The organism is Oceanicola sp. 22II-s10i, assembly GCF_002210105.1.
GTDB lineage: Bacteria > Pseudomonadota > Alphaproteobacteria > Rhodobacterales > Rhodobacteraceae > Pseudooceanicola.
In genome coordinates this window covers 134811-155602 of the sequence record NZ_AQQU01000009.1, presented here as the reverse complement: position 1 = coordinate 155602, position 20792 = coordinate 134811, and the positions used below count along the sequence as shown (strand labels likewise).

Sequence of the window (20792 nt, the reverse complement as noted above, 5' to 3'; positions counted from 1 at the left end):
CGCGATGACCTTTGGCGGAGGAGTTACGTGGCGGGGATAAATCGCGCCGTTCAACTGTTGCGGGCGCCCACCCACGGGCAGGCGTTCCAACCGGGGTGCTGGCGGTAATGGGCGCGTCATCCTCGGGCTCGACCCGAGGACCTCGTGACTGGAGATCCTCGGGTCGAGCCCGAGGATGACACTCTGATCAACGCGCGCGTGGCGCGACGCTCACCCCGCCGCGCGGATCTTCTCCAGCACCGGTTTCAGGTAGGTCAGGAAGACCTCCGGGTTCTCGGACATCGGGAAATGCCCCATGTTCGGCATGATCACCGGCGCGATCCCCAGCTGATCCGCCAGCGCCTGTGTGTCCGCGGGACGGCAGGAATAATCATATTCCCCGGTCAGCAGGTGCAGCGCGACCTTCGAGGTGTCGATCTTGTCCACCTCCGACCGGAAATCCCCGTCGATCTGGTAGAACCACAGGTCCCCCTTGAACACGCCCGGCCCGCCCTGCTGGTAGTGCCAGCGGGTTTCGTCCTTCTGGTCCTTGGGCGAGGTCGGCGCCATCAGCCCGTCCGCGAAGGCGCCGCAGACGCGGCCTCCGTGCACGTCGGGCCGGTCCAGCCAGGCCGTGTCGTAGTAGCGGGGCACGTAGGCCGCCGACTGCAGGCCGATCAGGGCGCGGAACGCCTCGGGGTGGCGCTTGGCGAGGTGCAGCACGATGCGCCCGCCGATGGAGCAGCCCATGGCGACGGGCTTCTCCAGCCCCATGGCGGAAACGAAGGCCATGATCTGGGCGACGTAGGCGTCGGAAGTCAGGTTGTAATCCTCGTCCACCGTGCCGGGCGCGGGGCTGGATTTGCCGTGGCGGGGCATGTCGAAGACCATGACGCGGTATTGCGCCGTCACCTCGGGGTCGTTCAGGACCGCGCGGAACTGTCGGCCGTCGCTGCCCGCCGTATGCAGGCAGACCAGCGGAATGCCTTCCCCCGCTTCCTCCCAGTAGATGCGGTGATTCACGCCCTCGATGTCGATATGGGCGTAGCGGCCGAGGATCGGTTCGATGTGCAGGCTCATGCGGTCACCTCGGGGCGGAGGGAGGCGAGCAGGCGCTTGATGTAGAGCAGGTTCTGCATCATCGGCAGCAGGTTCCCCTCGAACCGGATCGACCCGGCGCGGAGCAGGGCGAAGATGTCGTGATAGCCGGGACGCGGCACGGCGGCGAGGTATTCGGTCCAGGCCTCCGTCGTGGCGACGAGGCGGGTGTCATAGGACGCCATCACATGCGGGCCGGGGGTGCACTGCGTCACCGCGCCTTCGCGGATGGTGACGAGCACGTCGTCGGTGTCGGAGCTGAGCATCAGCTTCATGTCGAGCAGCGGGGCCATCGCGGCCACCTTGCTGCCCGGCCCGGCGGTTCGGGTCAGGTTCGTGAACATGGATCCTCCCTTGATCTCGGGCGCCAGTCTAGCGGGCGCAGGGGCGGGCGCGACAGAAAAGATGATGCGGGCGGGCACGGGTTCCTGTAGCCTCCGCGCAAACACCCGGAACCGGGGCGAGCGGATGATCAGGCGGCATCTTTCCCAAATCGGCGCAGTGGCGCTTTTCGTTCTGACGGCGGGGGCCGTGGCGGGGCAGGGGCGCGATTTCACCGCTCTGGCACGGGTGGACGTGACCGAGAGCGCGATCGAGGACATGCGCGGCGGTCTGTCGGTGGACCTGAACCTGAGCCAGGGCGTGCCGTGGCGGGTCTTCACGCTGGACGATCCGGCACGGGCGGTCTTCGACTTCCGCGAGGTGGACTGGACGGGCGTGGACAATGCCGCGCTGTTCGAGCCTGGGGCGGCGACGGCGGTGCGGTTCGGCACGGTCAGGCCGGGCTGGTCGCGTCTGGTGATCGACCTCGGCGGGCCGCTGGCGCTGGACCGCGCGGGAATGCAGGTGGACGAGGTGACGGGCCGCGCGCGGCTGACGGCGCGGTTCATTGCGGCGACCCCGTCGGACTTCGCGGCCGCTTCGGGCGCCCCGGCGGACGATCCGGTCTGGGACACGGCAGGCTCCGAGCGTCCGAAGGGCATCGGGGACGGCCCGCTGGTGGTGGTGATCGACCCCGGCCACGGCGGGATCGATCCGGGGGCCGAGCGCGAGGGGATCGTCGAAAAGGACCTCATGCTGACACTGGCGCGCGAGCTGTCTGAGACGCTGATCCGCGCGGGCGGCATCGACGTGATCCTGACCCGGGCGGACGACAGTTTCGTCTCGCTCGAACGGCGGGTCGAGATCGCGCACGAAGTCGGGGCGCATGTGTTCATCTCGCTCCACGCCGATGCGCTGGCCGAGGGGCGGGCGCGGGGCGCGGTGGTGCACACGCTGTCCGACACCGCGAGCGACGAGGCCTCGGCCCTGCTGGCCGAGCGGCACGACCGGGACGACCTGCTGTCGGGCGTCGACCTGACCGGCAAGGACGACCAGATCGCGGATGTCCTGCTGGACCTCGCCCGGCAGGAGACGACGCCCCGCACGGCCCGGCTGGCGCAGGCGCTGGTGACGGGGCTGAACGCGGCGGGGGTGCCGCGCAATTCCAAGCCCATCCGGTCGGCGGGGTTCTCGGTTCTCAAGGCCGCGGACATCCCGTCGGTGCTGATCGAGGTCGGCTTCCTGTCCGACCGCCGGGATCGCGGCAACCTGACCAACCCGGATTTCCGTGGCCATTTCGCCGGGGCGGTGCGCGACGCGCTGCTGGCGTGGATGAAGGAAGACGCGGCGCTGGCCCCGCTGATCCGGCGCTAGGCGCAAAGATGCATCCGCAATGCGGTTGATCCCGCGGGGAAAAGCCGCTCTGCTGTCCTGACGCGAGGGAGGGAGAGCGCATCATGCCGGACACGCCGAAACCGGGACTGCCGCCGATCCGCCGGGTGACCTTCGACATGCTGCGCACCGCGCTGAAACGCGGCGCCCGCGACATGATACAGGCGCCGGTCTACGCGATCCTGTTCAGCGCGCCCTATGTGCTGACCGGCTGGGTGCTGGGGTGGATCACGCTTGTCACGGGCCAGAGCTACTGGCTGATCTTCGCCGCCGTCTCGTTCCCCCTGATCGGGCCCTTCGCTGCCGTGGGGCTCTACGACGTGTCGCGCCGGATCGAGCAGGGGCGGCCGCTGGTGATGTCGGAAATCCTGACCGTCGTGACCCGGCAGAGCCGGCGTCAGCTGCCGTCGATCTGCGCGATCATCGTGTTCCTGTTCCTCGTCTGGTTCTTCATCGGCCACATGATATTCGCCCTGTTCATGGGTCTGTCGGTGATGACCAACGTGTCATCCTCCTACGAGGTCTTCCTGACGATGAACGGCCTGACCATGCTGGCGGTCGGGTCGGTCGTGGGCGCGGGCTTCGCGGTGCTGCTCTACATGATCACCGTGATCTCGCTGCCGCTGCTTCTGGACCGCGAGGTGGATTTCGTGACGGCGATGATCGTGTCCTTCACCACAGTGACGGTGAACCCGGTGCCGATGCTGGCCTGGGCGCTGTTCATCGCGGTCCTGACCTTCGTCGCGATGATGCCCTACTTCCTCGGGCTGTTCATCGCCCTGCCGCTGCTGGGGCATGCGACGTGGCACCTCTATGACCAGATCGCCGCCGAGACGGGCGGCGATCCGGGGCGTCCGGTGGCGATCGGCTGAGCGTCAGTAGTCCTTCTGGAAGAAGATGCCGAGGCTGGTGTCGCCCTTGTCGGTGACCTTGCCGCGGGCCGTCACGTTGTCCGAGATGTCGAGGTTGATGGACAGGTTGGTCTCGCCCTTCGAGGTAACCTCGACATCCGTGTAGACGTTGTCGGACAGGTATTTCCCCGCCCGGATCGAGGTGTCGCCGTCGGCCGTCTGGCTGACGTCCAGATCGTCCAGCCCGAACGATCCGCGGATCTTGCCGACCACCCCGCCATCGCCGCTGCCGGTCAATTCGGCCACGGCGGCGGCCAGCTTGGCGGCCTGCAGGACCGAAAGCTGCGACAGTTCGCGGTCGAAGAAGAGCTGCGACAGCACCTCGTCCTGCGGCAGTTCCGGCTGGGACGAGAAAGTCACCTCGGGGGCGGAGGCCTCGCCCTCGACCACGATATCGACGATATAGTCGGTCCCCTGATTGCGCGCGACGAGACGGATCGTGGGCTCGAACGCGCCCTGCAGGCGCAGGCGGCCCTCGACCAGATCGAGGCGCTTGGTCAGGATGTTGAGGCGGCCCCGGACGAGGTCGAACTGGCCGACAGGGCGGACGTCGGCGGTGGTGCCCCCGACGCGCAGGTCGCCGCGCAGTTCCGCGTCCAGCCCGCGCCCGCGGATGAAGATCGAGTCGTCGGTGCGGATCAGCAGGTCGAGCGCGATAGGACGGGACGACCCGCCGCCACCACCGTTCTGTTCCGCGATCAGACCGGCGCGGCTGCGCGCGGTGCGGCTGGCCGCCGGTTCCGCGACATGGGTGATGTCGGGGATCGCCTCGACCCCGCCGAAGCCGCCCGACGGGATCCGCATCTCGGTGTCCGACAGCCCGACGGTGCCCGTCAGCCGCGCGCCGCCCGTGATCGGGCCCTGCAGGCCGATGTCGGCGTTGACGCGGGTCGAGACCAGGCCCTTGCGTTCGATCCGGGCGTTCACAAGCCGCACCGCGATGTCCGAATTGAAGGGCGCGGACAGCGTGACCGGCCCGTTGACCGACAGTTCACCCCCGCCGAGCGTGCCGTTCAGCACCACGTCGGCCCGGCCGCCGCCAAGGGCGACGCTGCCGTTCAGGTTCTCGACCACGAGGAACAGTTCCGGCAGCGCAAGACGTGCGCCGGCGGTGGTGATCCGCCCGGACAGCGCATCGAGGCCCGGCTGGCCGTTCATCCGCAGGTCGAAGCTGGCCGTGCCGGTCAGCGACTGCGGTTCGATGAAGGCGTTGGCCAGCGCTAGCGGGGCCTGCCCGCCGATGGTCAGGTCGACCGCGCCGTCCGGCATGGCGACGCGCCCCGCGACGGTGGCGGTGGTGCCGCCCGGTCCGGTGGCCTGCAGGTCCAGCCGGGTGGTGTCGCCGGCACGGCCGACGTCGCCGGACACGGTCAGCGGGCCGGACAGACCGCTTTGCAGCCGGGCGACGTTGTCGAGCCGTGCGTTCAGGGTCAGGTCGATGGTTTCGGCCGACACGCGACCCGAAGCGCCCGCGTCCACTGCGGCGCCGTCGAATTCGAACTGGCTGATCGCCAGCGTCTGACCTTCGAGCACCGCGCGCAGGGTGATCTGGCTGGTTCCGGCCAGCAGGTCGTCGACGGCGGGATTTCCGATCCCGAGGCTGCTGCCGGTGCCGTCGAGGCTGAGGCGATAGGTCTCCTCGCCCTCCTGCGCCGCGGTTGCGACCAGGTCCAGCGGACCGCCGCGCCCGCCGGTGAAGATGCCGGAGTTCTCCAGCCGCCCGTTCGCTTCGATCCGCCGTGCCCCGGCGGTCAGTTCGCCGGTCAGCGCCAGATCGGCCTGCGGTGTCGCCAGCGACAGGCTTTCCAGCAGGATCCGCTCGCCCGCGACCAGCGCGAGCGTCAGGTCGGTGCGGCCCGCGAACAGCGGATCGACGGTCGGATTGCCGATGCCGATGTTCTGCCCGCCGCCCTGCGCCTCGACCCGCCAGCCCGCGCCGGTTTCCTCGACCGTGGCGGTCAGGTCGATCGCGCCGGCGGTGCCGCCGGTGAACAGGGCCGAGTTGTTGAGCCGCGTGGTCAGGTCAATCGCGCGGCGGCCCGCCGTCAGGTCGCCCGAGGCGGTGATCCGCGCCTGGTTGGTCCGCACCTCGGCGCTGTCCAGCAGCAGGCGGTTGCCCGCGACCAGCGCGTAGGAGAAGTCGACCGCACCGTCGAGCACCAGATCCGCCGCCTCGATCCCGAGGTTCAGGTCACGGCCCGCGCCGTTGCCGTTAACGTGCAGGCCGTCCGCCCGCTGTTCCAGCGTGCCGGTCAGGGTGACGGGGCCGCTTTCGGTGCCGGTGAAGATGCCCGCGTTCCCGAGCCGCGCGTCATAGGCGATGGTGCCCGTCTCGCTCGACAGGGTGCCCGAGGCGGTGGCGTTCATCTCGGCGTTGGAGAGGGCGAGTTCGCGGATCTCCAGCGCTTCGGTGGTGCGCGAGGCATCGACGCGGAGCGTCGCGGGCGGGGCGATCAGCGGATCGACCTGTTCGATCCCGAGCGCCAGCCCTTCGGTCGCGCCATCGGCCCGGATGTCGAAGGTGCCGCCCAGCAGGTCGGCGGTCACCTCGAGGGTCAGATCGGCGGCGCCACGCAGGTCGGTGCCGGTCAGGGGCGCGAAGGCGGACAGGTCACGCGCCTCGGCCCGGCCATTGGCGACAAGCGTGGTGGTGCCGTCGCCGGGGGTGATGTCGGCGTCCACTTCCGCGCCGTAGGTCGCGCCGTTCAGGGTCAGGCCCGCGATCCGGATCGGGCCTTCGCCCGCCCAGTCGATCCGGGCGCCGCCGTTCACGTCCTGCCCGATCGCCTGTGCGACGTTCGGGTCGTCGGCGGCGATGCCCTGCGCGGCAAATGTGACGTCCCCGCCGAAACGGGGCGTCTCGCCGATGGCGATGCTGCCGTCCAGCGCCAGTCCAAGCGACTCGAAGCGGTAGCCGGGCACGGCCAGCTCGGCGATCTGGAAAGCGCCGATCACGGCGTCGCCATCGGTCGCGTCGAAAGACACGTCCAGCGTCGTGGTGGCGACCGAGATCCCGTCGCCGAGCGGCAGCTGCACGCGCGATCCGTCGGCGGCCGCGATGCGCCCGCTGACGGCGAAGCGTTCCGGCTGTCCGGCGGCCGAGATGTCGGCCTTGCCCTGCAGGCGGATCGCGGCGGCGGTCAGGTCGAAGGCGTCCAGCGCCAGCGCGCCGTCCGAACTGCGGGTGCCGCTGGCGGTCAGGCGGATGTCGGGGCCGAAGAAGTCGCGATAGGCGGGCAGGAACAGCGCGGTCACGTCACCGCCGAGGTCCGCCGTGAAGGCGCGCCCGCCGTCGGTCTGGCCGGTCAGCGTCACGGCCCCGGCCAGCCGGTCGTCACCGTCGGTGTTCAGGTCGATCTCGGCCCGGTAGTCGTCCAGCGGGCCGGTGCCCGCGATGGTCAGGTCGACCGAGGGCAGGCCGGGCAGGTCGATCAGCCGGGCCGCGATGCCTTCGGACGGTTCGGACAGGGCAAGGTTCACGGCCAGTGCCTGCGACGCCGGATCATAGCTGGCGTCCAGCGCGAACCGGCCCTGCTTGTCGGTGCGGGTGACGGTGATGTCCACGTCCGCCCCGCCGTCCGCCAGCGCCGCGCTGCCCGCCAGCGACAGGGTCACCGGTTCGCCGATGACCGACTCGCCCAGCGTAACAGTGGAGACGGAGATTTCGCCGATACGAACGGAGACCGGCAGTTCCGGGATCGCGAAGCCCGACGCTTCGGGGGCAGGGGCCTCCTCGCCGCCCGCGGGCAGGCGGGTCAGGGTGACGCTTTCGGCGGAGAGGGTGTTCACCTCCAGCCGCCCGGACAGGAGCGCGGATCGGTTCCAGTCCAGCACCGCGTTGTTCAGTTCCAGCCAGACACCCTGATCGTCGGCGATGGTCATCCGTTCCAGCGTGGCGCGCGAAGACAGCGCGCCGCGAAAGCCGGTGATGTCGACCACGCGGCCGTCCGAGGACAGCGAATCCTGGATCAGGCGGGTCAGGAAGCCTTCGCCGTCGTCATCCGACTGCGCCGCGACAGGCGCGGGCAGGGCGAGGGCAAACAGCAGGGCGAGGAGAGAGAGGAAGCGTGTCATCAGAAACTCTGCCCGATCCCGACATAGACGCCGAAGCCGGATTCGCCCGAGATCGGGACGGCCACGTCAAAGCGGATGGGGCCAATGGGGGTGTAGTAGCGGCCGCCGACCCCGGCGCCCGCATGCCAGTCGCCGCCGGTGAAGTCGGGGCCGGAGGCGACATAGCCGTAGTCGACAAAGCCGACGAGGCCGATGTTCTGGGTGATCTTGGTGCGTATCTCGCCCGACAGGCCGACGAAGCTGCGCCCGCCCACGACCTCGCCGCCGACGACGGAACCGCCGAGCGACTGGTAGTCCTGACCGCGCACGGTGCCGCCGCCGCCCGAGAAGAACAGGTAATCCGGCGGCGTTTGCGCCAGCGTCGAGGCGAGGACTGACCCCGCCTGCACACGGCCCGCCAGCGAGAAGGACTCGCCCAGGGGATAGTAGCCGCGGAAATCGCCGTAGAGCCGCGCGCCGGTGTCGGACCCGTCGAAGCCGATGAACGGTTCGGCCTCGACCTCGGCAAACAGGCCGCGGCGGGGATCCAGATCGTCGTCGCGGCGGTCCCACTGCAGCTTGCCGCGACCGATGATGTGGTTGAAGTTGCGCGAACCAAAGGCGTCATCGACGCTGCTGAGCCGCACGCCGAAATCGAGTTCCGCCGTCAGATTTTCCGTGATGAAGCGTTCGATGCCCACCGTCGCCTCGGCCAGGTCGGCCCGGTAGCCCGGTTCGTCGAGGTGCTGCAGCAGCGCGCCGAAGCGCAGGTTCATGTCGGGATGGCGGAAGGCGGGCCGGGTCAGCGAGGCCGAGATACCGTAGTCGATCCCATCCAGATCACCGTTGTAGCCGCCGATGTTGCCGTCGACGCGGAACCGTTCCGCCCCGCCGAAGAAGTTGCGGTGCATCCAGTAGCCTGTGACGGCAACCCCTTCGGTGCTGGACAGCTCCACCCCCGCGCCGAAACGGCGGGGCTTGGCGTCCTCCACGTCGACGATCATGTCGAGCGTGCCGTCGGCGTTCGGCGTCTCGGCCTCGTTCACCACCGCCGAACGGAACGCGCCGGTGCGGCGCAGGCGGCGTTCGGCGGTCGTGACTTCCTGGGGCGAAAAGACCTCGCCCTCGGGCAGGCCGGCGATGGCGCGGATGCGTTCGGCGCGGACGGAGCTGTTCGCCGTCTCGGGCGTCAGCAGCGTGCGCCCGAAGCTCAGGCGCGGGCCGGGGGCCAGCCGGATATCGGCGGCGATGGTGTTGGCGGCGTGGTTCGCGGTGATCTGCTGTCCGGACACGGCGGCCTTGGCGTGGCCGTCCTCGCGCCAGTCGGTCACGCCCTTTTCGGCCGCTTCGCGCATGACGGGGGTGGTGGCGAGTTCGCCCGCCGCATAGCCCTCGGCCGGGGTTTCGCCCTGCGGCAGCGGGGCGATCTGCGCGCGGGAAAAGCGGAAGGTCGGGCCGGGCGTGACCTGGATCTCGATGCGGTTCACCGACGGCACCCGGTTCAGGACCGACAGGTTCGCCGCCTCCCGCCCGTCGACCTTGATCGACACGGCGCCCGAGAAGTGCCCGGCTTCGTAGAGCGCGGCCAGCATCCGGCGGTAATCGGCCTTGGCGGCCGCGATCAGGTCCTGCCCGTCGGTGGTGCCTTCGTCCACGGTCCGCACGCTGAGCGAGGCGGCGCGCAGGTCGTCGGTGAGGTCGCCGTAATTGCCGGGAACGACGACGTCGACCTCGGCTGCGAGGGATGCTGTGGAAAGGGTCAGACCGGCAATGAGCGAGGCCGCGAGGGGGCGAAACATGAGGAAGCGTCGGCCTCTGGCTGGGGGAAATTTCATCTCGGGTGAGGATAGCATTCCCTGCGGGATAGGCCAGCCGCTGCATGGCCGAAACATGGGCGCGGGGCGGGAAATCGCCCGTATGCACAAGTTTGTGAGCGGTCCGAACCGGGCTATGTGATGCCGGGCTGCAGAAACATGGATGCGCGATGAAGGTTTTCCTGCCCATGCCACTGATCGCGCTGTACGTACTGTGCGCCGCGCTGGCCGCGCCGGTCGTGGCACAGCAGCCGCCACCGGTGCCGCCGGGGGCACGGGACGTCGTCCGCAAGGGGGCGGAAGACCGCTGCTACCGCCCCCGGACGGTCCGTGATCTGGACACGCGGCGGATGGCGGATGTCATCGGCGCGGGGCGCGATCTGTGCCTGCAGTTGCGGCGGGTGGCGGACGGGCCGGTGGCGTGGCGGTTCACGATCATCCGCAATCGCACTCATCCCGACGGCCCGGTCTGGGCGGTGCTGCATGACGACGAGGACGCGGCCTTCGAGGCCGGGGTCCACGCCGTCCGCCGCTATGGCGGGGCGATGATCGCCGTCGATACGGACGAGGCACGGTTCAACGGCGGGCTGGATCCGAACCACAGTTTCGCCGCGACGGCAGGGCAGGCCGCGCCCTGCCGGGTGCGGGCCGCCCCGGCCTATACAGCCGAGGTGCTGGATATGTTTCCGCCCGGCGCACCGGTGCTGTCGCTGCATTCGAACCACGAGGGACACCGGCTGACCGGGGGCTTGGGCGACATCTCGGCCGCGGTCAGCGCGGGCGGGCGGCACGGGCTGCCGACCGGCTCACCCAAGGGGGCGCTGTCGGACCCGGACAACGTGGTGCTTATTCCGGGGCGGGTGCCCTATGTCGAGAACCGGGCGGCGCAGGCGGCGGCGCGCTATTTCGACGGGCTGGGGATCAACGTGATCTACGAACGGGTCGGGCGGTCGGACTGCTCGCTGTCGCACCACGTCACCCTGGTGCGCGGCGGGCCCTACTACAACATCGAGGTGCAGCACGGCGCGGCGGCTGTTCAGGGCCAGATCATCGACGCCCTGATGGGCTGGCTCGGCGTCGTGCCGGTGCCGGGCGGCTAGAGCTTCGCGTATTCCGACCCGATGGTGTCGGGCTCGTAGCGCAACGGCGCCGCGCCCTGCAGGCGCCAGACGCTGGCGGACCGGCCTTCGAGCATCGCGCAGGCCGCCGCCGTATCGCAGACCGCCCCGCCGTAGAGCCGGTTGGCGAGGTTCAGCACGGCGGTCTGCTGCATCGCCTCCGTCCCGCTGCCGGTGGCGTCCTTGACCAGCAGCACGCGGACACCCCGCGCGATGGCGTCGCGGATGGTGGCGGCGACGCAGGCCTCGGCCCAGACCCCGCAGACGATCAGCCATTCGGGCAGCTGCCGCAGGTGGTCGAGGAAGGCCGCGTCGGTGAAGCATGACAGGTCGTTCTTGTAGAACACCATCTCGTCGCCCTCGGGCGCGACCTCGGCGCAGATGTCGGTGAGCGATGTGCCGGGGGCCGAGAAGGCAGGCGCGCCGCTGGCGTCCACCGGTTCGAACGGGCGCGGCGGCACGAGGGTGAAGTCGCGCAGGTAGGCGGCGTGCAGGACCGGCACCCCGGTCGCGCGGGCACTGGCGGCAAGGCGGGCGGCATTGGCGAGGACGGTGTCGTAGCCGTGGACGAGGTAGCGCTCGTCCTGCCGGTGCTCCTCCTGCATGTCGATCAGCAGCAGGGCGGTGCGGTCCTTGGGCAGGGTCAGGTCCTGATGCATCGGCGGTGTCCCGGTGGCGTGTCGGGGGCGATCATTTCCGTATGCTGTCCTTTGCGCCCGCCGGATCGCGACAGAGTTGACCCCGCCCGCGACCCCCTGTCTGATCCGGGGCGGGAGGATCGAGACATGACCGGAGCGTTGCACGAAGACCTTGTGGCGGGCATCGGGGCCTATCCCGTGGCGCGGCTGAACGACGGCAATTACCTCGCCATCCGCGCCGCGCGGCGGGCGGGGGTGCCCGAGCCGGGTCCGCTGGAGGGCGTGGTCTGGGAGGAACGGTTCATTCCGGGTCCCGAAGGCGCGCCGGAGGTGCGGGTGCTGGTCTATCGCCCCGAGGCCGCGGTGGAGGGTCGCCCGGCGATCCTGCACCTGCATGGCGGGGGGCTGGTTCTGGGCTGTCCCGAACAGGTGCACGAACGGAACGGCTGGCTGGTGCGGGAACTGGGCTGCGTGATCGTCTCGGTCGACTACCGCAAGGCGCCCGAGGATCCGTTTCCGGCGGGGCCGGAGGACGGCTGGGCCACGCTCGTCTGGATGCGGGATCAGGCCGGGGCGCTCGGCATCGACGCGGGGTCCATCGCGATCCTCGGCGAAAGCGCCGGGGGGCTGATGGCCGCGACGCTGGCGATCATCGCGCATGAGCGCGGCGGCGGGCCTGCGCCGGTGTTCCAGGGGCTGGTCTATCCGATGCTGGACGACCGGACGGGGCAGGATGCGATCCCCGAGGATCAGGAGTGCCACGTCTGGACCGAGACCTCGAACCGCTGGGCGTGGCGGGTCTATCTGGGCACAGGTCCGGGCGAGACGCCGCCGGATGGGGCGGTGCCCGCGCGACGGGCGGACCTGTCGGGCCTGCCGCCCGCGTGGATCGGGGTCGGCTCGGTCGACCTGTTCGTGGGCGAGAACCTCGACTACGCCAAGCGCCTGCTCGCGGCGGGGGTGGAGTGCGAGGTCACGGTGGTGCCCGGCGGCTGCCACGCCTTCCAGCGCATCGCGCCCGAGGCGAAGATCACCAGGGATTTCGAGGCGAGTTACATGGAGGCGCTGCGGCGGGCGTTCCGCAAGGCTCAGGCGGGCTGAGCGGCGGGAACGACCGGGATCACGTCCACGGCCTGCGTGCTTTCCTGTTCGCCCCAGGTCTTCAGCACGCCCCGGTCCGGCGCGACGTCGTCGTAATCGCGGCCATAGGCCACCACGATGTGATCGGTGCCGACAAGCTGGTCGTTGGTCGGATCGAACTCGATCCAGCCGCCATCCACGCCAACCCATGCACGGACCCATGCGTGCATCGCGTCGGCGCCTGCCAGACGCTCCTTGCCCTTGGGCGGCAGCGTCCGCAGGAAGCCCGAGGCATAGGCGGCGGGAATGCCGATCCCGCGCAGGCAGGCGATCATGATATGGGTGAAATCCTGGCAGACGCCGTGGCGCAGGGCGAAGGCGTCTTCGGGGCGCGTGTTCACATCGGTCGCCTCGGCGTCGAAGGTCATCTCGGCATAAAGCGCGCGGCCGATCGCGATCACCGCCTGCTGCGCGGTGATGCCGGGCCACAGGCAGCCGCGGGCAAAGGCCGTCATCTCGGGCACCAGCCGCACGCGGGGCGAGCCATGGCGGAAATGGTGCGGCGAACCGGGGTTCAGGCTGGCGACGCTCTGCAGTTCCCGCGCCAGCCCCTCGACCGGGGGCGACAGGTCCAGCGTCGTGGGCATCGCGATCCGTTCGACACGCGCCTGAAGGGTCAGGGTCAGCGCCTCGACCGGGTTGCGCCACGCGAATTCGGTCACCGCGTTGCCGAAGAAGTCGAACCGGTCCAGCCGCTCGTCCGGCCAGGGGTCGGCCTGGATCATGCCGGTGATCAGCATCTGCTCGCCCGGACGCGACAGGGGCATCAGATGCGCCACCGTCCGGGCACTTTCCGCAGGGACGGCATAGCCGTGGGTGATGGTGAGGCTGACGTCGTAGAGCATGGCGCTATCCGAGGTAGGCCGTGGCGAGGTGCCCGGCGACCGTCACCAGCAGGCCGCGCAGGACGATGAAGCGGTCCGCCGGCCATTCCTCGGGGTCGTCGACGGTCAGTTCGGTCTCGATCCGCAGCAGTTCGCGCCCGAGGGGCTGGACCTTGCCGCGGATTCGGGCGTGGGGGAAATGGTCTGCCTGGTCACGCATCGCGTTGACCTGAAACAGGATCGACCGGGGGTTGTTGCCGTCTAGCGCCAGCAGGTCGACCACCGTCTCGCGCGTGGTGTCGATGCGGTAGCGGCGGCGGTGCGTCATGACGCTGTCGCCCAGTTCGACGAGGATGTCGTAGCTGCCCGCCGGAACCTCCTCGGCGGCAAAGACCGACAGCAGGTGCGCCATGTTGTCGGCACGCTCAAGCGCCCGGCCGAAACTGAGGAACCGCCAGCCGGAGAAGCGATACATGTTCTCGTGCACCAGACCCGCGAAGCCCGTGATCTTGTGCAGCAGCACCCCCATGGCGCGCGCGGTGTCGTCCCCGGCAAAGGCGGGGCCGTCGAGGCTGGCCGCCGACCGCGCCAGATCGCGCAGCGCGGCCCATGCGTCGACCGAGAACCGGTCGCGGACCTTGCCGGCGCAGCTTTCGGCGGCGGCGATCTGGTCGGTCAGCACCTGCGGGACACGCCGTGCCGGGTCGATGCCGAGCGCTTCGAGATGTTCCTTCAGCAGCGCGACCTGCGGCGCGTCGGGATCGCCGATCTCGGCCATGCGCAGGTGCCACGAGCGCAGCAGGCGGATCGTGTTCTCGCACCGTTCGACATAGCGGCCCAGCCAGAACAGGTTGTCGGCGGCGCGGGACGGCAGGACCGACGGCGCCTCGCGCAGGTAAGGGCCCTTGCGCGCCATCAGCGTGTCCTGCGGCACCGGCGCGTCGTTGACGACCCAGACGTCGGCCACCTGTCCGCCCTGCTGCATCGCCAGCGCCGAGGCGTCGCCGCGCCCGATCCGGGCGTAGCCGCCGGGCATGATCTGCCAGCCTGAACGTGTGCGCGCGGCAAAGACGCGGACGGTCATCGGACGGGGGACGAGGCGGTCGTCCTCCCACACCGGGGTGGTCGACAGGCGCACGGCCTCCTGCCCCACGAGCGCGCCGGCTTGGTTCTCGATCCAGGACGACACGCCGCCATCCGGCGCGCCACCGCGGAACCGCCCGCCGAGGGCGAGGTCGGCCGCGCCCGAGAACGGCAGGGCGGTGGACATGGCGCGCCCGATCATCAGCTTCTCGGCATTGGCCAGCACATGCGCCTGTTCGGTCGGCTGGCCGCACCACCATGTCGCGATATTGGGCAGCGCCAGCGGCGCGCCGGTCAGCGCCTGCGCGATGCGGGGCATGAAGGCCATCAGCGCCCGCGTCTCCAGCACCCCGGCGCCGAGCGCGTTGACCATGTTCACCGTCCCCTGCCTGAGGGCGGAGACGAGGCCGGAGGTGCCGATGCGCGAGTTGCCGTCAAGCTCCAGCGGGTCGGCGAAGTTCGCGTCGAGCCTGCGCCACAGCACCGAAACCGGCTGTAGTCCGTCGACGGTGCGCACCATGACGCGGCCGTGGCGGACGGTCAGGTCCTCGCCCTCCAGCAGCATCAGGCCGAGGTAGCGGGCGATGTAGGTGTGTTCGAAATAGGTGTCCGTCGACAGGCCGGGCGTCAGGATCGCGGGGCGGGAATCGCGCGGGGCGATGCCGAGGTCGGCGGCCTCTTCCCGCATCCCTTCCAGCGTGTCGCGGAAGTCGCGGAAGAACGAGGCGAGGCGCGAGACGTTGGATTTCGCGAAGGCGTCGGGGAAGGACCGGCTGGTCGCCATCCGGTTTTCCAGCGCGAAACCCGCGCCGGACGGGGCCTGCGTGCGGTCGCCGAGGACGAACCACGACCCGTCGGGCGAGCGGGCGATTTCGAACGCGAGGAAGTGCAGGTAGTGTCCGGACAGCGGCTGCACGCCCACCATCGGGCGCAGCCATTCGGGGCTGGATGCGACGATCTCGGGCGGCAGGTGGCCGTCGGCGACCAGCCGCTGCGTGCCATAGAGGTCGGCGGCGATCCGTTCCAGCAGATCGGCGCGCTGGATCAGGCCATCGCTGATGTGCTGCCATTCGTCGGCGTGCAGGATCACCGGGATGTGGCTGAGCGGCCAGTCGCGTTCGGCCCGCGCATCGGCGGAATACTGGCGGAAGTAGACGCCCGCGTCGCGCAGGTAGAGGTCGCCACGGGCAAACCGCGCCGCCACCTGTTCGGGTGCCAGTGCGGCAAGCTGGTTGACGAACACATCCCAGCCGGGCCGCATCCGGCCGTCCGAGGCGACGAGTTCGTCTGCGACACCGTCGCGGGGCGCGTAGGCCCGTATCAGGGACCTGGCGGCATCACGGCTGGTGACAAGGGGGGCCTGTTCCGACATCGAAGGTCACACGCCGGGGGATCTTCGCAGGTCGAGGGTGGTCGGAAACTCCGGATGGCCTTCGTCGGGGGCGGGGAAATACGCGCCGGGCACGTGGCCCATCGGTTCGAACCGCGCCAGACGCCGCGCCTCGGCCTCGTTGCCGTTGACGGGGAAGGTGTCGTAGTTGCGCCCGCCCGGATGCGCGACGTGATAGGTGCAGCCGCCGAGCGCGCGGCCCGTCCAGGTGTCGTAGACGTCGAAATGCAGCGGCGCGTTGACCGGCAGGACCGGGTGCAGCGCCTCGGGCGGTTGCCACGCCTTGTAGCGGATGCCGCCGACGTAATCGCCGGTGGTACCAGTGGCGGTCAGGGGGACCTTGCGGCCGTTGCAGTGCAGCGCATACCGGCCCGGATGGATCGTCGTGACCTTGGCCTGCAGCCGCTCGACCGAGCTGTCGGTATAGCGCACGGTGCCGCCGATCGCGCCGGTTTCACCCAGCACGTGCCAGGGCTCCAGCGCCTGCCGCAGTTCGAGGTGCACGCCCTCGTAGGTGACTTCGCCGCAGAACGGGAAGCGGAATTCCTGCTGGGCGACGAACCATTCCGGCTCGACCTCGAAGCCGTGGTCGTTGAGGTCGCGCAGGACGTCCTTGAAATCCTCCCACACGAAATGCGGCAGCATGAAGCGGTCGTGCAGCACGGTGCCCCAGCGGACCGGCTTGCCCTTGATCGGGTTGTGCCAGAGCCGGGCGATGATCGCGCGGATCAGCACCTGCTGGGCGAGGCTCATCTTGGCGTCGGGCGGCATTTCGAAGCCGCGGAACTCGATCAGGCCGAGGCGGCCGGTCGGGCCGTCGGGGGAATACATCTTGTCGATGCAGATCTCGGCCCGGTGGGTGTTGCCGGTGACGTCGGTCAGCATGTTGCGGAACAGCCGGTCGACCAGCCACGGCAGCGGCTGCGGGTAGTCGTCGCCCGGATCGGGGACCTGCGCCAGCGCCATCTCCAGCTCGTAGAGCGTGTCGTGGCGGGCCTCGTCGATGCGGGGCGCCTGCGACGTCGGGCCGATGAACAGGCCCGAGAACAGGTAGCTGAGGGAGGGGTGCCGCAGCCAGTAGAGGATCAGCGAACGCAGCAGATCCGGGCGGCGCAGGAAGGGCGAATCGTTCGGCGTCTCGCCGCCCACGACGACGTGGTTGCCGCCGCCGGTGCCGGTGTGGCGCCCGTCGATCATGAACTTGTCGGCGCCGAGGCGGCACTGGCGCGCTTCCTCGTAGACGGCTTGCGTGGTCGCGACGCATTCCTCCCACGAATGCGCCGGGTGGATGTTCACCTCGATCACGCCCGGATCGGGGGCGACGCGGATGACGTTCATGCGCGGATCGTGGGGCGGGGCGTAGCCTTCGATATGGACCGGCAGGCCGAGCTTCTTGGCCGCGCGTTCTGCGGCGGCGATCAGGTCGAGGTAATCCTCCAGCGCCTCGACCGGGGGCATGAAGACGCAGAGACGGCCGTCGCGGGGTTCGATCGACAGGGCGGTGCGCACCGCGCCGCCCATCTCGGTGATCTCCTGTTCGATCACGTCCTGCACGTCGCCCGCCGGTTTCGGCCGGCTGACAGGCTGTTCGCGTTCCTTGGTCGTCTCCGGCATGCCCTCTTCGTCGTGGTAGTCGGGCAGGGGGCCGCGTTCGACGGTGGGGTCGACGATGTAGGTGTAGGGATACTGCGCGGGCGGCACGTAGGGCAGCGTACCGAGCGGCAGGCGATAGCCGACCGGGCTGTCGCCGGGCACGAGGAAGATCTTGCCGCGCCGCAGTTTCCACTTCTCGGACCGCCAGCGGCGGCCGGATGCCTTGGACTGCCAGGCCTGTATCGGCAGGATGAAGCCCGAGGGTTCGGTCAGGCCACGTTCAAAGACGCGGGCCATGCGGTGACGTTCCTCGGGGTCTTTTAGCTTGGAATTCTCGGGCGTGACGTTCTCGGGCAGGTTGGCTTCCTTCAGCAGCCATTCCGCCGGATCCTCGTAGGCCGGGTTCACGTATTCCGCCCCGACGCCGAGGTCCTCGGCGATCTCGGCCATCAGCGCCTCGGCCTCTTTCGGGCCCGCGCCGGTCTGCGCGTCCTCGGTCGCGACGAGGTCGGCGTCGGACCAGATCGGCTTGCCGTCGCGGCGCCAGTAGAGCGAGAAGGTCCAGCGCGGCAGCGTCTCGCCCGGATACCACTTGCCCTGCCCGTAGTGCAGGAAGCCGCCGGGCGCGAAGCGTTCGCGCAGGCGGCGGATCATCTGGTCGGCCAGCCCGCGTTTCATCGGACCGACGGCGGCGGTGTTCCATTCCGCCGACTCGAAATCGTCGATGGACACGAAGGTCGGCTCGCCCCCCATCGTCAGGCGCACGTCGCCCTTGGCCAGGCTCTCGTCCACCTTGCGGCCCAGCACGTTCAGCCGGTCCCATGCCTCGTCCGAGAACGGCTTGGTGATCCGGGGATGCTCGCTGACCCGCGTGACCTTCATGTCGAACGAGAAATCGACCTCGGCATAGGATGCCATGCCGGCGATCGGGGCGGCATTGCGGTAGTGGGGCGTCGCGGCCAGCGGGATGTGGCTTTCACCCGCCAGGAGGCCCGAGGTCGGATCGAAACCGATCCAGCCCGCGCCGGGGATATAGACCTCGACCCATGCGTGCAGATCGGTGAAGTCGTGATCGGTGCCCGGCGGGCCGTCGAGCGACACGAGATCGGGCTTCAGCTGGATCAGGTAGCCCGACACGAAGCGCGCGGCGAAGCCGAGGTTGCGCAGGATCTGGACCAGCAGCCACGACGAGTCGCGGCACGAGCCCGAGACGCGTTCCAGCGTCTCGTCCGGCGTCTGCACGCCGGGTTCCATGCGGATCACGTAGTTGACGTGGTTCGCGACATGCATGTTCAGCGAGACGAGGAAATCCACCGTCCGCTTCTGGTCGCGCGGCAGGGTCGCCATGAAGCGTTCCAGCGCGGGCGTCAGCGGTTCGGGCGTGCGGTAGATCGACAGATCCTCGCGCAGGTCGGCAGGATAGTCGAAGGGCCATTCCTCGGCGTGTTCCTCGACGAAGAAGTCGAACGGGTTGTAGACCGACATGTCCGCGACGAGGTCGACCTCGATCCGGAATTCCCTGACCGGTTCGGGAAAGACGAAGCGCGCCAGCCAGTTGCCGTAGGGGTCCTGCTGGTGGTTCACGAAATGCGGTTCCGGCCCGACCTTGAGCGAGTGGCTGATCACCCGTGTCCGCGAGTGCGGCGCAGGCCGCAGGCGGATGATCTGCGGGCCGAGCGTCACGGGACGGTCGTACTTGTAGTGGGTCAGGTGATGGATAGCTGCGTGAATCGCCATGGGTCTTCGTCTGTAAGGAAGCGTCCGTATTCAATGACATTCCGTGCCCCGCATAACAAGCTTTGCGGCCCGAAGGAGGCCGAAGGCACGGCAGGCATCTGCCTGATTAATGGGCGGTTCCGCAGGTTTTTCATGGTCAGGGTTGTCTGATTGAAAGGATTTGAGCAACATCAAGGCAACTGCTTGCAAGGCGCTCAAGCTCTCGCTGGCCACGGCCCCCGGCCCGGCTATGTGAATAAGGGGGCGGTGCCCAACAATCCGCAGGGTGGAATGACAAACGAACGATTCTTCAACGAGATGACCGGTGCCGGGGATGCGGCGCGGGCACCCTATGCGGCATATGCCGACTGGTTCGCCGGCGAGGATCCCAAGACACTGCTCAAGAAATCCAGCGAGGCAGAGGCGTTTTTCCGGAAGATCGGGATTACCTTCAACGTCTACGGCCAGCAGGAGGCGGACGAACGGCTGATCCCCTTCGACATCGTGCCCCGCATCATAGCGGCGCAGGAATGGCGGCAGCTGGAGAAGGGGATCGAACAGCGGGTCCGTGCGATCAACGCCTTCCTGAACGACATCTACCACCGGCAGGAGATCCTGAAGGCCGGGCGCATCCCGGCCGAGATCATCGCCAACAACGAGGCCTTCCTGCCGCAGATGATCGGCGTGCAGCCGCCGGGCGGGGTCTATACCCACATCGTCGGCACCGACCTCGTCCGCACGGGCGAGAACGAGTTCTACGTGCTGGAGGACAACTGCCGCACGCCGTCGGGCGTCAGCTACATGCTGGAAAACCGCGAGACGATGCTGCAGATGTTCCCGGAGCTGTTCACCCAGATGCGGGTGCGTCCGGTGTCGAACTACCCGATGGAACTGCGCCGGTCCCTGTCCGAAGCCGCGCCGCCGGGGTTCAACGGGTCCAAGCCCTGCCTCGCCGTGCTGACGCCGGGCCTGCACAACTCGGCCTATTTCGAACACAGCTTCCTAGCCGACCAGATGGGCGCGGAACTGGTGGAGGCGGGCGATCTCAAGATCGTCGACGGCCGCGTCGCGATGCGCACGATCCGGGGCTACAAGCCGATCGACGTGATCTATCGCCGGGTGGACGACGCCTATCTCGATCCGCTGAACTTCAATCCCGACAGCCTGCTGGGCGTGCCGGGCATCCTCGACGTCTACCGTGCGGGCAATATCACCATCGCCAACGCGCCGGGGACGGGGATCGCGGACGACAAGGCGCTGTATTCCTACATGCCTGATATCGTTGAGTTCTACACCGGCGAAAAGGCGATCCTGCAGAACGTGCCGACATGGCGCTGTTCAGAGCCGGACAGCCTGTCCTACGTGCTGGAGCATCTGGCCGAACTGGTGGTCAAGGAAGTCCACGGCTCCGGCGGCTACGGCATGCTGGTCGGCCCCGCCGCGTCCAAGAAGGAACTGGCGGAGTTCGAGGCCAAGCTGCGCGCCAAGCCCGCGAACTACATCGCCCAGCCGACGCTGGCGCTGTCGACGGTGCCGATCATGACCAAGTCCGGACTCGCGCCGCGACACGTGGACCTGAGGCCCTTCGTGCTGGTCAGCCCGAAATCCATCTTCATCACCGCAGGCGGCCTGACCCGCGTCGCGCTGAAGGAAGGATCGCTGGTCGTGAACTCGTCGCAGGGCGGCGGGACGAAAGACACCTGGGTGCTGGGGGACTGATGC

Annotated in this window: 13 protein-coding genes; 5 read left to right on the top strand and 8 right to left on the bottom strand. The window is 69.0% G+C overall.

The window, feature by feature from the left end:
* Positions 1 to 210: 210 nt before the first annotated feature.
* Together ATO6_RS19775 and ATO6_RS19770 are read right to left on the bottom strand one after the other, a co-directional pair.
* Entirely contained in the window at positions 211 to 1059 is an 849-nt protein-coding gene (locus tag ATO6_RS19775) for an alpha/beta fold hydrolase (protein ID WP_088625772.1), read from the bottom strand.
* Positions 1056 to 1421, bottom strand: coding sequence for a hypothetical protein (locus ATO6_RS19770; protein WP_088625771.1), 366 nt, complete (start codon positions 1419 to 1421; stop codon positions 1056 to 1058). The genes ATO6_RS19775 and ATO6_RS19770 overlap by 4 nt, the downstream gene beginning before the upstream one ends.
* A gap of 157 nt (positions 1422 to 1578) precedes the next feature.
* Here ATO6_RS19770 and ATO6_RS19765 point away from each other — a divergent pair, with 157 nt between their 5' ends.
* Together ATO6_RS19765 and ATO6_RS19760 are read left to right on the top strand one after the other, a co-directional pair.
* A complete protein-coding gene (locus ATO6_RS19765; protein WP_254919215.1) occupies positions 1579 to 2772 on the top strand; it encodes an N-acetylmuramoyl-L-alanine amidase in 1194 nt (397 codons plus the stop codon).
* 83 nt (positions 2773 to 2855) lie between these two features.
* A complete protein-coding gene (locus ATO6_RS19760; protein WP_088625769.1) occupies positions 2856 to 3662 on the top strand; it encodes a DUF2189 domain-containing protein in 807 nt (268 codons plus the stop codon).
* Between the two features lie 3 nt (positions 3663 to 3665).
* Here ATO6_RS19760 and ATO6_RS19755 read toward each other — a convergent pair whose 3' ends face one another.
* Positions 3666 to 7775, bottom strand: a complete 4110-nt coding sequence (locus ATO6_RS19755) for a translocation/assembly module TamB domain-containing protein (protein WP_088625768.1) — start codon at positions 7773 to 7775, stop codon at positions 3666 to 3668.
* Positions 7775 to 9553: an autotransporter assembly complex family protein gene (locus tag ATO6_RS19750; RefSeq protein WP_088625767.1), complete on the bottom strand. Its 1779-nt coding sequence runs from the start codon at positions 9551 to 9553 to the stop codon at positions 7775 to 7777. The genes ATO6_RS19755 and ATO6_RS19750 overlap by 1 nt, the downstream gene beginning before the upstream one ends.
* Before the next feature lie 185 nt (positions 9554 to 9738).
* Between ATO6_RS19750 and ATO6_RS19745 the strand changes: the two genes are divergently transcribed.
* Positions 9739 to 10668 carry a hypothetical protein gene (locus ATO6_RS19745; protein ID WP_088625766.1) on the top strand — a complete coding sequence of 310 codons (930 nt, stop codon included), beginning with the start codon at positions 9739 to 9741 and terminating at the stop codon, positions 10666 to 10668.
* On the opposite strand, the gene ATO6_RS19740 is transcribed toward ATO6_RS19745, so the two are convergent.
* Positions 10665 to 11345: an isochorismatase family protein gene (locus ATO6_RS19740; RefSeq protein WP_088625765.1), complete on the bottom strand. Its 681-nt coding sequence runs from the start codon at positions 11343 to 11345 to the stop codon at positions 10665 to 10667. The genes ATO6_RS19745 and ATO6_RS19740 overlap by 4 nt on opposite strands.
* A 126-nt stretch (positions 11346 to 11471) precedes the next feature.
* Between ATO6_RS19740 and ATO6_RS19735 the strand changes: the two genes are divergently transcribed.
* The gene (locus ATO6_RS19735) at positions 11472 to 12425 is read left to right on the top strand and encodes an alpha/beta hydrolase (RefSeq protein WP_176441022.1); all 954 of its coding nucleotides are present in this window, start codon (positions 11472 to 11474) and stop codon (positions 12423 to 12425) included.
* Here ATO6_RS19735 and ATO6_RS19730 read toward each other — a convergent pair.
* The 3 genes from ATO6_RS19730 to ATO6_RS19720 are packed head-to-tail and all read right to left on the bottom strand — an operon-like array spanning position 12413 to position 19091.
* A complete protein-coding gene (locus tag ATO6_RS19730) occupies positions 12413 to 13309 on the bottom strand; it encodes a transglutaminase family protein (protein WP_088625763.1) in 897 nt (298 codons plus the stop codon). The genes ATO6_RS19735 and ATO6_RS19730 overlap by 13 nt on opposite strands.
* 4 nt (positions 13310 to 13313) lie before the next feature.
* A complete protein-coding gene (locus ATO6_RS19725; RefSeq protein WP_088625762.1) occupies positions 13314 to 15743 on the bottom strand; it encodes a circularly permuted type 2 ATP-grasp protein in 2430 nt (809 codons plus the stop codon).
* 6 nt (positions 15744 to 15749) lie between these two features.
* Positions 15750 to 19091: a DUF2126 domain-containing protein gene (locus tag ATO6_RS19720; RefSeq protein WP_088625761.1), complete on the bottom strand. Its 3342-nt coding sequence runs from the start codon at positions 19089 to 19091 to the stop codon at positions 15750 to 15752.
* A 270-nt stretch (positions 19092 to 19361) separates the two neighbouring features.
* Between ATO6_RS19720 and ATO6_RS19715 the strand changes: the two genes are divergently transcribed.
* Positions 19362 to 20789 (top strand): circularly permuted type 2 ATP-grasp protein, encoded by a 1428-nt coding sequence (locus ATO6_RS19715; RefSeq protein ID WP_088625760.1) that lies wholly within the window; start codon positions 19362 to 19364, stop codon positions 20787 to 20789.
* The last annotated feature ends 3 nt before the right edge of the window (positions 20790 to 20792 follow it).